At 35.9% G+C, this 14,733-nt stretch carries 7 protein-coding genes; 3 read left to right on the top strand and 4 right to left on the bottom strand.

Translation table 11 applies throughout. The annotated features are described in order from the left end of the window. The first annotated feature begins 22 nt into the window (after nucleotides 1-22). Both rpoC and HM983_RS03800 read left to right on the top strand, forming a co-directional pair. Nucleotides 23-4,324, top strand: a complete 4,302-nt coding sequence (rpoC, locus tag HM983_RS03795; RefSeq protein WP_179344055.1) for a DNA-directed RNA polymerase subunit beta' — start codon at nucleotides 23-25, stop codon at nucleotides 4,322-4,324. 154 nt (nucleotides 4,325-4,478) lie between these two features. Continuing rightward, nucleotides 4,479-4,796: a DUF3467 domain-containing protein gene (locus HM983_RS03800; protein WP_179344056.1), complete on the top strand. Its 318-nt coding sequence runs from the start codon at nucleotides 4,479-4,481 to the stop codon at nucleotides 4,794-4,796. A 116-nt stretch (nucleotides 4,797-4,912) separates the two neighbouring features. Here the strand turns inward: HM983_RS03800 and HM983_RS03805 are convergent, their stop codons facing one another. The 4 genes from HM983_RS03805 to HM983_RS03820 all read right to left on the bottom strand — a co-directional run bounded on the left by HM983_RS03805 (nucleotide 4,913) and on the right by HM983_RS03820 (nucleotide 10,141). Then, nucleotides 4,913-6,553, bottom strand: a complete 1,641-nt coding sequence (locus HM983_RS03805) for an aryl-sulfate sulfotransferase (RefSeq protein ID WP_179344057.1) — start codon at nucleotides 6,551-6,553, stop codon at nucleotides 4,913-4,915. Nucleotides 6,554-6,623: 70 nt separating this feature from the next. Then, nucleotides 6,624-6,854, bottom strand: a complete 231-nt coding sequence (locus HM983_RS03810; RefSeq protein ID WP_179344058.1) for a (4Fe-4S)-binding protein — start codon at nucleotides 6,852-6,854, stop codon at nucleotides 6,624-6,626. Between the two features lie 148 nt (nucleotides 6,855-7,002). Then, nucleotides 7,003-8,436: a hypothetical protein gene (locus HM983_RS03815; protein ID WP_179344059.1), complete on the bottom strand. Its 1,434-nt coding sequence runs from the start codon at nucleotides 8,434-8,436 to the stop codon at nucleotides 7,003-7,005. Between the two features lie 115 nt (nucleotides 8,437-8,551). Beyond that, on the bottom strand, nucleotides 8,552-10,141 hold the full coding sequence (locus tag HM983_RS03820) for a peptide chain release factor 3 (protein WP_179344060.1): 1,590 nt from the start codon (nucleotides 10,139-10,141) through the stop codon (nucleotides 8,552-8,554). A 501-nt stretch (nucleotides 10,142-10,642) separates the two neighbouring features. On the opposite strand from HM983_RS03820, the gene HM983_RS03825 reads away from it, so the two are divergent. Beyond that, a partial coding sequence (locus HM983_RS03825; protein WP_179344061.1) for a DUF7507 domain-containing protein occupies nucleotides 10,643-14,733 on the top strand: 4,091 nt, incomplete at its 3' end.

The following is a 14,733-nucleotide window of genomic DNA, read 5'->3' on the forward strand; positions in this document are numbered from 1 at the left end:
GCAAACTGAAGACTATAAAAACATGGCAAGAAGACAAGATAAGAATACAATTCAGAAATTTAATAAAATTTCTATCGGTTTGGCATCGCCAGAGACTGTTTTGGCAGAATCTCGTGGTGAAGTTTTAAAGCCGGAAACTATTAATTATCGAACTCACAAACCTGAACGTGATGGTTTGTTCTGTGAGCGTATTTTTGGTCCTGTAAAGGATTTTGAATGTGCTTGTGGTAAATATAAAAGAATACGCTACAAAGGTATTGTATGTGACCGTTGTGGTGTAGAAGTAACTGAAAAGAAAGTACGTAGAGACAGAGTTGGTCATATCAATTTGGTTGTACCTGTAGCTCATATCTGGTACTTCCGTTCGTTACCAAATAAAATTGGATACCTTCTTGGATTACCATCTAAGAAATTAGATATGATTATCTATTATGAGCGTTACGTGGTTATTCAACCTGGTATCGCTAAAAATGCTGAAGGTGAACCAGTCGAAAAAATGGATTTCTTAACTGAGGAAGAATATTTAAATATATTAGAATCTATTCCACAGGAAAACCAATATTTAGACGATTCAGATCCAAATAAATTCATCGCCAAGATGGGTGCCGAGTGCCTTATCGATTTATTAGCAAGAATTGATTTAGATCAATTATCATACGATTTAAGACACAAAGCTAATAACGAAACTTCGAAACAACGTAAAACTGAAGCGTTAAAGCGTTTGCAAGTTGTCGAAGCATTTAGAGATTCTAACGAGAATAGAGAAAACAGACCTGAGTGGATGATTATGAAGGCAGTGCCTGTAATTCCACCAGAATTGAGACCTTTAGTACCATTAGATGGTGGTCGTTTTGCAACTTCGGATTTAAATGATTTATACCGTCGTGTAATTATCCGTAACAACCGTTTAAAGCGTTTGGTCGAGATTAAAGCACCAGAGGTAATTTTACGTAATGAAAAGCGTATGTTGCAAGAATCAGTAGATTCTTTATTTGACAACACACGTAAATCCTCTGCCGTAAAAACGGATTCTAACAGACCGTTAAAATCTTTATCAGATTCACTGAAAGGTAAGCAAGGACGTTTCCGTCAAAACTTATTGGGTAAGCGTGTTGATTATTCTGCACGTTCGGTAATTGTTGTTGGACCTGAATTAAAATTGTTCGAATGTGGATTGCCAAAAGATATGGCAGCAGAACTTTATAAGCCATTTATTATCAGAAAACTGATTGAAAGAGGCATTGTTAAAACTGTAAAATCTGCAAAGAAAATTATAGATAGAAAAGAGCCTGTTGTTTGGGATATCTTAGAGAATGTTCTTAAAGGACATCCAGTATTACTAAACCGTGCTCCTACATTACACAGACTTGGTATCCAAGCATTCCAGCCTAAGCTTATTGAAGGTAAAGCGATACAATTACACCCATTAGTGTGTACTGCATTTAATGCCGATTTCGATGGTGACCAAATGGCTGTGCATTTACCGTTAGGACCAGAGGCTATTTTAGAAGCTCAACTTTTAATGTTGGCTTCTCATAACATATTGAACCCAGCAAATGGTTCGCCAGTAACTGTACCTTCTCAGGATATGGTACTTGGTCTTTATTACATGACCAAGCTTCGTAAGACAGATAAGGATTATACAGTTAAAGGTGAAGGTTTAACGTTCTACTCTCCAGAGGAAGTAACTATTGCTTACAACGAGAAGAAGGTTGATTTAAATGCAGGAATTAAAGTAAGAACAAAGGACTTTAATGATGAGGGAGAGTTAACAACACAAATCATTGAAACAACAGTTGGCCGTGTACTTTTCAACGAAAAAGTACCTGAGGCAGCAGGTTACATTAATGACGTTTTAACTAAGAAATCGTTGCGTGAAATTATTCACGGCATTCTTAAAGTAACTTCTGTTCCTGAAACTGCTGAATTCCTAGATGAAATTAAAACGTTAGGATACAAGTTTGCCTTCCAAGGTGGATTGTCCTTTAGTTTAGGTGATATCATTATTCCTCAGGAAAAGCATACTATGATTGCCGCAGCAAATACTCAGGTAGATGGTATTATGGGCAACTATAATATGGGACTTATTACTAATAACGAACGTTACAACCAAGTTATTGATATCTGGACTTCAACCAATGCTGAATTGACAGAATTATCAATGAAGCGTATCCGTGAAGATCAACAAGGATTCAACTCGGTATTTATGATGCTAGATTCTGGTGCTCGTGGATCTAAAGAACAGATTCGTCAGTTAACTGGTATGCGTGGATTAATGGCTAAGCCTAAAAAATCTAATGCAGGTGGTGGTGAGATTATTGAAAACCCAATTCTTTCTAACTTTAAAGAAGGACTTTCAATTTTAGAATACTTCATCTCAACTCACGGTGCTCGTAAAGGACTTGCAGATACGGCTCTTAAAACGGCAGATGCTGGTTACTTAACTCGTCGTTTGGTAGATGTTTCACAAGATGTTATTGTATACGAAGAGGACTGTGGAACCTTAAGAGGTATTGAAGTTTCTGCATTAAAGAAAAACGAGGAAATTGTAGAGAAGCTCGAAGCTAGAATCGTTGGTAGAACATCACTGAACGATGTCTATAATCCATTGACTGAAGAGTTGATAATCGAAGCTGGTGATCACATCAATGATGCGATTGCTAAGAAAATTGGGGATTCTCCAATTGAATCAATAGAAGTACGTTCTCCATTAACATGTGAGGCCAAAAAAGGTATTTGTACTAAATGTTATGGACGTAATCTTGCTACCGGAAAAATGGTACAACGAGGTGAAGCTGTTGGTGTAGTTGCTGCTCAATCAATTGGTGAGCCGGGTACACAGCTTACTCTACGTACATTCCACGTTGGTGGTATTGCAGGTAACATATCTGAAGAAAATAAGTTAACCGTGAAATTTGATGGTATAGCAGAGATTGAAGATCTTAAAACCGTTAAGTCAAAAGATGGTGAAGGAAATGTTGTAGATGTAGTTATCTCAAGAACTTCAGAATTAAAATTAGTTGATGCTAAAACAGGTATTGTTCTTAGTACAAATAATATCCCTTATGGTTCGCACATTTTTGTGAAGCCTGGTGAGAAAGTTAAAAAGGGTGATGTAATCTGTCAGTGGGATCCATACAACGGTGTTATTATATCAGAATTTGCTGGTAAGGTGAAGTATGAAAATATCGAGCAAGGTATTACATATCAAGTTGAAATTGATGAGCAAACAGGTTTCCAAGAGAAAGTAATTTCAGAATCTAGAAACAAAAAGTTGATACCAACTTTGTTAATTGAAGATAAGAAAGGTGAAACCATCCGTTCTTACAATTTACCTGTTGGTGCGCACATTATGATTGACGATGGTGAGAAAATTGACATCGGTAAGATTTTGGTTAAGATACCGCGTAAATCTGCAAAAGCAGGTGATATTACTGGTGGTCTTCCTCGTGTAACTGAATTGTTCGAAGCACGTAATCCGTCTAATCCTGCAGTAGTAAGTGAGATTGATGGTGTTGTATCTTTCGGGAAAATAAAACGAGGTAACCGTGAGATTATCATCGAATCTAAGTTGGGTGAGGTTAAGAAATACCTAGTGAAACTTTCTAATCAGATTCTTGTACAAGAGAATGATTACGTAAAAGCTGGTATGCCATTATCTGATGGATCTATTACACCAAACGATATCTTAAATATTAAGGGCCCATCTGCGGTACAACAATACTTGGTTAACGAAGTACAAGAAGTATATCGTTTGCAGGGTGTTAAGATAAATGATAAGCACTTTGAAGTTGTTGTAAGACAGATGATGCGTAAAGTAAGAATTATTGATTCTGGTGACACTATTTTCTTAGAAAACCAATTAGTTCATAAATCAGATTTCATTGAAGAAAATGATGAGATTTTCGGAATGAAAGTAGTTGAGGATGCAGGTGATTCTGAAAACTTAAAATCAGGCCAGATTGTATCTGTAAGAACGCTCAGAGATGAGAATTCTAGTTTAACAAGAGAAGACAAAAAACTTGTAACGGCAAGAGATGCAAGTCCTGCGACGGCAACTCCGATCTTACAAGGTATCACTAGAGCTTCACTACAGACTAAATCATTTATCTCTGCGGCATCGTTCCAAGAAACAACGAAGGTTCTTAACGAAGCAGCTGTAAATGGTAAGGTTGATACACTAGAAGGACTGAAAGAAAATGTAATTGTAGGACATAGAATACCTGCAGGTACAGGTGTCAGAGACTACGAAACCATTATCGTTGGTTCTAAAGAAGAGTTTGATCAAATGATGAAAGCTAAAGAAGAAATGAATTTCAACTAGCATTTGTCACTCCTGCGAAATCGAAGATTCACGAATTCATTAATTTTGAATGGCAAATCAATGAGTAATGCAGGAATCTAAATAATTAAAGCCTTCATTCTGTAAAGTTTGAAGGCTTTTTTAATAAAAAAATTAAAGAATAGAAACGAATATTATGGCAGAAGAAAAAAAGAACCCTAAAAAAGGACAGATTAACATAGAATTAGATGAAAAGGTAGCAGAAGGCATCTATTCTAATTTGGCAATAATAAATCATTCTGTATCGGAATTTGTTGTTGATTTTGTTAGCATTATGCCTGGTACTCCAAAGAGCAAGGTAAAATCGCGCATTATACTAACGCCACAACACGCTAAGCGTTTGCTGAAGGCATTAGGTGATAATGTTCAACGTTTTGAAAAAGCCCATGGTGAAATTAAGGACTATGAGCAACCACCGATTCCTTTGAATTTTGGACCTACTGGTCAAGCTTAATTTTTATTATTCTCTTTTTAATTAGGTGTGCTTAGCATCTTTTTTCTGAGCAAATAAAAGGTTCATTGAATTTGTAAATCATAAATTGAATTTCCCAGTTTTCAGAACCCAAATAATTAATTCTTTATGAATTTAATCGTTTGGGTTTTATTGTCCACGTGGTTTTTTATAACTATAAAATATATCCCTTTTTCTATTTGAGGTAGATAAAACTTATTGCTATCTGCTTGTACATTTTTCATAATTAATTTACCGTCAATATGGTACAAATTTAATAAGGTAAGTGGATGTAATTGACTATTGAAAAATACGGTGTTATCTTCAATGGGATTATACAATAAACTAATCGGTTCAATTAGATCACTGTCACTTACTGAAAGAGCTTCGTTACATGCTTCCGAATTTGAATTCACGTCCTCAATAATATTACCAGGAGTTAAGTCTTTTCCATTAAAGCCAGAATAATTAGAAGGGTATTTTTCTGCTCTGAACAGAACGTTGGTAGTAATTTCCTCCTCAGAAGAAAATTGATCAATAATAGAGGATTGCCCACTTGGGTTTCTATAAACCCAAACAATATCACCACTAGGATTAATCTCAACCAGTTGTCCTTTAGAACTTTCACAAAAAATTAAGTTGCCGTTTGGTAAAGCAGTAACGCCACTTCTTGTAGGTTGATAAAATGTTTCACCTCTTATTTCTCCATCCCAACTGAAAAAGAATTCCGAGGGACTAAATTTGTCGTTTGTCATTTCGTACCCAGTGAGTGTCGGGACTGGTGTCAAAATATTCACCGAGCTATGGGTTTGTGTTGCCCCAACATCATTGTTGAAAACTGAAATTTTATCTTCGTTTGGATAGTTTTTTGGTATCCATTTTGGGTCGTGCTGTTCAAACAGTTTACGATCAGCGGATGTACCTTGTCTATAAACCTCAGGATTTCCCCACCTCCATATAAAATCACCGCCTTTATTATAATTGCCGCCACTATGTGATGCTGCCTCAGCAGTCGTTGTGCTATGATCTATTATGTAGATTTCTCCTAAACTCTTACAAGACATAATAATTTGATCTAAATCTGAATTATAATCAATGCCATTCATATGGATCCAATCTTCATGTGACATATTATAATCTTCATAATTAAAGTCTATACGTTCTGGGTGATCAGCTACATTCCCAAAGTTTGCTTTACTAGAATCAAAATCTTGAATAAGCCGGTCAGCAAAACGCCATTCCCAAATTATTTGTATGTCGTTAGTTCCAATAGGTTTAAATTCCATAATTTTTTCAGACCTTAAAACATCATCAACCAAGGCTGGGTTTTTGCCTAAATTAATTTGTTCTTCTACACTAATAAACTCTCTAACTATAGCTAAAATATTACCGTTGGGCATAGGTTCAATATCGTGATGTTGTCTTAGATTGAGTTCTTCTACAAGATTAAAACTCCAAAGTAGTGTATTATCCCAGTCTCGAAGCTCTATCCCTTCTGAGCCAGACCTTAATATGGTACCATCTTCTAGCAAATATGGTACTGCCCTAGGTGTACCATTAAAAGACCATTGATTAACTACTTGACCACAGTTATCAATAAGATATGTGTCTGAGTTGGTCAAAGGTGAAAATAAAGTATAGCCATCAGCAACATTATTTTGATCATTGTAAAGTAGACCAACGGTTTCTTGAGCAAAAACTGTGCTTTTCCCAATTAAAAGTATTAATAAAGGGAAAAAGAAAAGTAATTTTAATTTCATCGCTTTTTTTTGGAAAAATACAATTTTTTGTGCTATTCACAGAAAAAATACATGGGGCGCGATTAAAATTTTAGGCAGAATCTTTATGATTGAAATAATAGTTTAAAGCACCAGAAGGACACTTTTTTATTTGTTCAATAATTTTTTCAGTTTTTTCACCGTTTAAATCAATCCATGGAATAACCGAATGCCTAAAGACATTAGATAATTGTCTTGCGCACAGACCAGCATTTGTACAACATCTCGGTGAATAGGTTACAGTGATCTTTTCGTTACTGAACGCGTTAGTAGAAGTATTCATAAGTAGATTAGTTTGGGGTTAATCTTGATTTGAAATTAAATTTCACACTATAAGAGTACTAAAAATACCGATAAAAAGCAATATAAATTCGACGAAATACATGAATATTTAAGATTTTCAACCATATTTATTTTTATTGAGCAATATTTTATTGTCTGCAATAGCTTATGTTGTTGGTGTATAAAGATCTAAACATAAGCACTTTGAGCATAAAACTATTTTGATTTAAGTCAATATTACTTTTTACCACATTTCCCTGATTTTTTTCAACATAATAAGACTCTCCATTCACCTCAAAATTAACATAGCCGCTTTTGGTTTTATTGATTCTTCTAACAAATTCAAACAGTAAGTAATTGTATGGTTCAGCTTTATTCCATTCATCTTTTGGTTGCAAATTATCAATATTGGTTGATTTAATAATAACTACTTGCTTTTGATAATCGAAAAGTTGCAGGTCATCAGGAATGAAAAAATGATTGTTTTTGCCATTTTCAGTAACCAAATTACTAAACATTGAAAATGAAGTAGTTGTTTTTAGCCCTAGATAAGGTGAAAAGCCATTGAGAAAAACCAATATCGGAAACATCCAATAAACAAGATGTTTTGAAGACAGCTTTAATTCAATTTTATTATAGTTAAGCTTGATATTCCATAGATAAAAAGCTATGACAATTACTGAATAAATAATCCAGATTAACCCGACAGTCATATTAAATATACGATCCGAAAAAAATAATGAGCTAATAATTATGGCAATAACAGACAATATAAAACCAACAATAACATATTTTCTATATGACTTTAATACGACAATTGCTCTGCTTATTAACCGATCTGATGAAAAAAGCATTAGATAGGTAAACATCATAGCTGTGAAACTTACAATAGCACCCAATCCTTCAAGGGCTAGAACGAAATGGAAAATCATACCCACTAATACACCAATGGTTCTCGTTCGTTTAATTAAAAGAAGAATGGGAATTACTAGTTCAGCAATCAGTGAAAAATAAATCGAAAAATTAGCAAGAGCTATTTGATTATTACTGTAGAAATCTTCAATAAAACCTATGTTCATCAACTTTAGGTTGTGAAGCATATTTTCAAACAAAACGGCACCACAACTTATGTCTGTATTAAAATATGAGTAATTTAATTTATGGAGCACTGCAAAAAAATATAGAATGATTAGGCTGGTTCTAAGCAGTGGAATTGCATTTTCAGCAAAATAATTAGATAATGATATAGAGCTTTTTAAAAGTTGTTTTTTTACAAGATGAACAATAATAACACTTGCCATTAAAATGCTAATAATTGTTTCATAAAATAAATGGTTGACAATAAGGGGTTGTCGCGAAAAATACCATAAAGCCGATAATATAACAGCAATTACAAATAGCACAATGTACTTAGTAGCTGTTATCAAATAAGTGAGGCAACACAATGTTATAAGCCAAGCTAACGGAACGGAATCTGTAAACCATTCTGACCAAATTAACTGATGAACTAAGGTAGATATGCACCAAAATATCGAGAAGCACTTAAAAATATCGATGTTGTTTTTTGATGCTGAAAGACTCATTTTTGAAAAGATTTTGCAACGTGAATTCAAACCTTGAATTACAAACATAAATCTTTATTTAATCTATGGCTTAATTAATCTCGTTTTTAAGTTCATGAGAATTGTTTTTAGGATTTCACTCAAATTCTGAAGTCATATGGAACTTAATGCTAGGATATTTTTGTTGTGTCATTTGAAGTGAAAACATAGAATCGGCCAAAAACACCAATTGGTTACGTTTGTCTCTTGCCAAAAAGCGTTGTTTTACCCTGAGAAATTCTTTAAATTCTTCACTCTTCTCATTATCAGTCTGTACCCAGCATGCTTTATGAACGTTGAGGTTTTCATAGGTACATTTGGCGCCGTATTCATGCTCCAATCTATATTGAATCACTTCGTATTGCAGAGCACCGACAGTGCCAATTACTTTTCGGCCATTTAAATCTAAAGTAAATAATTGAGCCACACCTTCATCCATAAGCTGATCGATTCCTTTATAGAGCTGCTTTGATTTCATCGGATCAGCATTGTTGATATATCTAAAATGCTCTGGTGAAAAGCTAGGAACACCTTTATAGTTTATATTTTCTCCTTCCGTGAGTGTATCACCTATTTTAAAAGTACCAGTGTCTTGAAGTCCCACAATATCTCCAGGATAAGAAATGTCCACAATCTCTTTCTTTTCAGCGAAGAATGCATTGGGACTCGAAAATTTCAGATTTTTATTGTGTCTAACATGTAGGTATGGTGTATTTCTTTTAAATTCCCCAGAAACTATTTTTACAAACGCTAATCGGTTTCGGTGATTTGGATCCATATTAGCATGAATCTTAAATACAAAACCAGTAAATTTCTTTTCTTCAGGTTTTACTAAACGCTCTTCACTGTGTTTAGGTCTTGGTTTTGGTGCTATTTCTACAAAACAATCCAATAGCTCTCTAACTCCGAAATTATTTAATGCCGAACCAAAAAATACAGGTTGTAACTTACCATTTAAATATTCATCTTTATTAAAATCAGGGTATATACCTCTTACCAGTTCTATTTCTTCCCTTAGGGTATTTGCGGCTTTGTCGCCGATTAGCTGGTCTAGCTCTGAAGATGACAAATTGGAAATTTCAATGGTCTCTTCTATATCCTTTCTACTATTACCGCTAAATAGATTGACATTTTTTTCCCAAAGATTATATATTCCCTTAAAATCATAGCCCATTCCTATAGGAAAACTTAGAGGACTTACCCTTAAGCCCAATTTTTGTTCCACTTCATCCAATAGGTCAAATGCGTCTTTTCCCTCTCTATCTAATTTATTGATAAAAACGATCATGGGTATGTTGCGCATTCTGCAGACTTCAACCAATTTTTCAGTTTGTTCCTCAACACCTTTGGCGACATCAATAACTACAATAACGCTGTCTACAGCAGTTAATGTTCTAAAAGTGTCTTCAGCAAAATCTTTATGACCAGGTGTATCAAGAATATTTATTTTAATACCATTGTATTCAAAGGCCAAAACGGACGTTGCGACAGAAATACCACGTTGTCGCTCAATTTCCATGAAATCACTTGTCGCCCCTTTTTTAATTTTGTTGCTTTTTACGGCTCCAGCTTCTTGTATGGCACCTCCAAAAAGTAATAATTTTTCGGTTAGTGTTGTTTTACCTGCATCCGGATGCGATATGATTCCAAATGTTCTTCTTCTGTTTATTTCTTTTAAGAAACTCATTGCTTGTATTTAAAATGGGTGTGCAAATATACTACGTTAATAAGATATAGATATAAATAAAAACCAAGTTTGAAATATTACGTATGTATAATTATAAGTTTAAAATTTAATAGTTTAGTGATTTTTTAGAACAACCTACACCGATAATCGGCAGTTGATTATCGAGGAAAAAACGAACTCAATATTTAGATTTGTTTGAAAGAAAATTTCTACTATATTTGCGATTTATCCGATATTTATCACTTTTAATCGATAAAAAAAATGTTATAAAAACGTTAACAGTTTTTTAAAATTGATTAATTTTGAGAATTATTAATAGTACAACATTGGCCTACAACAAAACATGACAAGAAAACCTTGCTCATTGGCACTGCCTTTGAGTCAAGGTTTTCTCGTTTTTCATAATTACAAAAATATTTAAATAGAACAATTTTACCTATATAGCATATGAAAATCTCTACTCGATTCTTCAAAACTAGTTTTTTGATATTTCTGTTGTTAATGACAACAGGAGCTTTTTCACAACAGCAACCAGTTTTTAATAATACTCCAGGGGCAACCCTATTGCCGGGAAGTCCTCCAACTCAAACAATAGGTGCAAAATATATTTTTCAGGATGTAGAAGTATCAGCTGATGGCCTTTTGGTTGATGCGATATTTACCATTGTAGATATTGTTGATGCTTCAGTAGAAGATGTCGATGCCATAAATGGGCTTGAAGCCAGATTTGAGCCAACGAATATAATTACGGCTATTGGTGGCTATGTAGAGTGGCAGTTAGAGTTTGTACTAGATGGAACAGTTACAAACGCATCTGATGTTGGAGTAAAGGCAAGATTGGATTCGTTTACAATGGAAGCCATTGATGTGGATGGGCAAGAGTTTTTTGAGGCAATAGTTACAAATTCGTACACCTTAGAAGGAGGTACAACACCACCGACCGAACTGGTTGTATCACAAAATGGAGCCTTTACGAGATTTCAAAGTGATGCAGATTTTGCCGCAGGTATAGACGAAGCTAATACAGAGTATGTGGTGCGAATCAATTATAGCAATGTCAGTACAGTTAATTTTAGAAATGGAAGACAAGTTGCCAGTGCAACAAACGTAAGACAAAACTCTATAAGTTTTTTAGGGGAAGTAAATTTTGATACGGAAAATACAACCGTAGTTAATCAGGCTCCAGTAGTTTTAGATAATCTAGGCAACTCTATTGTACAAGGTCAAACATTTATGGGTAACATATTAGCGGGCGCAAGCGACCCAGATAATAATGAAGATTTTACTACCGTAAAATTAGTTGACCCTAACGATCCAGCAAATGTCGGTTTACCAGGTTCTCCTCTTGTGATTCCAGGTGAGGGAACCTATTCTTTAGATACTGCAGGAAATGTAACTTTTATTCCTTTACCAGCATTTACAGGGTTGGCTTCAGCATTGTATACAATAGAAGATGATCTTGGAGTTGAGTCTAACCAAGGGATTTTAGAAATAACAGTTTTGCCAGATGGTGATGGCGATGGCCTTGAGAATTCTGATGATGACGATGATGATAATGACGGAATCTTAGATATTAACGAATACGCAATTATTGATTGTACTGCAGAAGCTGTACCAAGTTTTGGAGCAGCTCAAGGTCCTAATAATTATTTAGGCTCAGATGTCACTAATCCTACTGTTGGTGATTCATATTTATATAACGACGTTTATCCTGGAGTAGATGCCATCGTAACCATAGTGTCTTCTACGGATACGGCAATTGTAGAATTGGATGTTACCACCACTGGAATAGATAGCTTTTTTCAGCCTCAAATTCAACATGCTTCTGCAACTAGCTTTACCGAGTTTAGGATTGATTTTGTAGTTGCAGATACTACAACTCCTGCGCCTCCAGCTAATTATACATTAACTGCTATTGATAATGATGTTTTCGAGTATGTCACTTTTGCTAATGGCTATACTAATAACGTATTGGTTGATTCTCCTACCAATGAAGTATTATATACAGGGAACCCTGCCAATGCAGGTGGTTTTGATGTGGGTTACGTTAGTGATGGATCTTTTGTAGCAGGTATAGCGGTTAATACTCCGCAATACCAAACAGCGGCTACGTATTCTAATGTATCCTCATTTCGTTTTAGGTTTGGAGATACATCATCAAATACATCTAACCATTCAATGGCCATAGAGCCTTGTATTCCAGAAGATAACTGGGTGAGTGATCCCACATTTTATAGCGAAATGGATACAGATGATGATGGCACACCAGACCACTTAGATTTGGATAGCGACAATGATGGCTGTTTTGATGCAGTAGAATCAGGCGGAAACGATCCAGATAACGATGGTGTTATTGGTGAAGCACCATATACCTTTGATGGAAACGGATTGGTTACAGGTACGAACGTAACAGGAGGTTACGACGGTGGGAATGGTAACGAAACTGAAGCCGTACAGGTCAATATCAATACAGCTCCAACTGACCAAACAGAAGTTTCAGGAGATCCAGCAAGTTTTACAATAGATGCAACTGCTGATGCTGCAACAAGTTATACGGCAGGTACACCAAGTTATGGCACGCCTGGAAATTCAAATGCTGGCATAAATTACCAATGGTATATTGGAGACCCAGACTCAGGTGGCACATTAATAGACGGCACAGATACCAACTATACAAATTTTGATACGGCAACTTTAAATATAGCAGATGTTACAGGTTTGGACGGTACACAATACTGTGTTGTTGTTACTCATGATAATAATGTTTGTGTTAGGGAGGTAAACTGTGCAGAACTGTTTGTAGCATGTAGTGTAAATGCTATTTCTTCTTCAAACGAAACAGCGTGTAATGATGTCAACGGAACACCTGGTGATGTTACAGACGATATTTTTACCGCAGACATCACGGTAACATTTAATATAGCACCAACAACTGGTACATTAGACCTCTCTGGCGATGGTACGGCTTCTGTTTCTGTGGTTGGCTTAACTTCTCCGCATACATTTACTAGTGTGGAATTACCTGCAAATGGAAGCGATATTTCATTAACAGCAACATTCTCTGACGATACAACTTGTACACTAACAAATCCATCTGTTGTTACAGCTCCAAACGAATGTAGTGATGACGCATGTTTTGATGTGGTACAAGGTGGAAATCCTACAGATGCTTTAACTGCAGGAGATGTCACGTTCAATTTTGCTCCAGGAACTGATCCAAATGATGCTACTACTTCAGCAATGTTGAATTCAATAACCATCGCTGGTCAACCAAATCCATTTTCTGGAATTTACAGACCAAACCAAGTGATGTATCAATTCGCAAATCCAGGCGCCACTAGTCAATATATAAGAGATCAAACAGCGGCTACTGCAAACATCATAGATGGACCTGCGATTTTTAACCCTGCACTTTTAGCAGCTAATTTTGAAAATGATTTAAGACATTACTTGTCATTAGATGAGACAATTACAGATACTGATTTTGTTGATTTTGTTTACAATTCTGAAATCAAATCCGCTTCAAATCGTTATATAGTTATAACTGAAAGAAATGGAAATAATGAAATTCAGGTTCAAGCGTTAGATAATACGCTTTCAACATTTGGTAACACAATCGTTGCCAATTCAGGGAATTATATAGACTCTGGGATTATTACAGATGTGAGTCAGAATATACATATTGCAATTTTCCCACTTACGGCATTAGTGCCTGCTGGTACAGATATTCAAGGTATTAAAGTAACTCAAATAGGTGCGAGTACGAATGCTATTACTAATGATGGTGGAGATGGAAAAGTTTTTATTCTTTATGATACAGCATTTTTAACGCCACCTCCTACTATTAACCCTTCAACTGCAGCAATTCAACCCACTTGTCCTGATAATGAAGGTTCAATCACAATTGATGCGACAGATAATGGAGGTGGAACTTTAGAATACAGTGTTAATGGAGCTGCTGGACCTTGGCAATTATCTAACGTGTTTAATAATTTGCCACCTGGTACCTATACTCCAGCCGTAAGATATCAATCAACTCCAGATTGTACTGAAGTTTCCGATAGTGATATTGAATTAATTAATGCATTGTGCCCAAGCATTGACTTGGTTAAAAGTGTTTTAAATGTAACTACGGCTGGCGCACCAGGACTTGTAGATGATATTATTAATTATGAATTTACTGTAACTAATACAGGTGGAGTAAACTTAACTGACATAGCGGTGAGCGACCCGATCTTGGGAACTGTAACGTGCCTGTCGACAAGCCTTTCGCCAGGGGACAGCACGACATGTAGTGGGACTTACACGGTCCTGCAGTCGGATGTAGATGCAGGAGGTGTTGAGAACAGTGCCTCGGTAAGCGCAGAGGGACCTGGAGGAGATACAGGCAACACGGCCGATGACGTCACGGACGTATCCGATACCGGAACGGAAGCCGACGGGACTGCGGTAGCGGACCCAGCGAACGAGGAGACGGACGACCTTGACGATGTGAACGGAGACAACAACGATGCCGACCCAACGAACGACGTAACACCGTTCGATATCGCACCGGACCCAAGTATAGAGATCCTCAAGAGCGTATCGAGCGT

It is taken from the genome of Winogradskyella ursingii, assembly GCF_013403975.1.
Lineage (GTDB): Bacteria > Bacteroidota > Bacteroidia > Flavobacteriales > Flavobacteriaceae > Winogradskyella > Winogradskyella ursingii.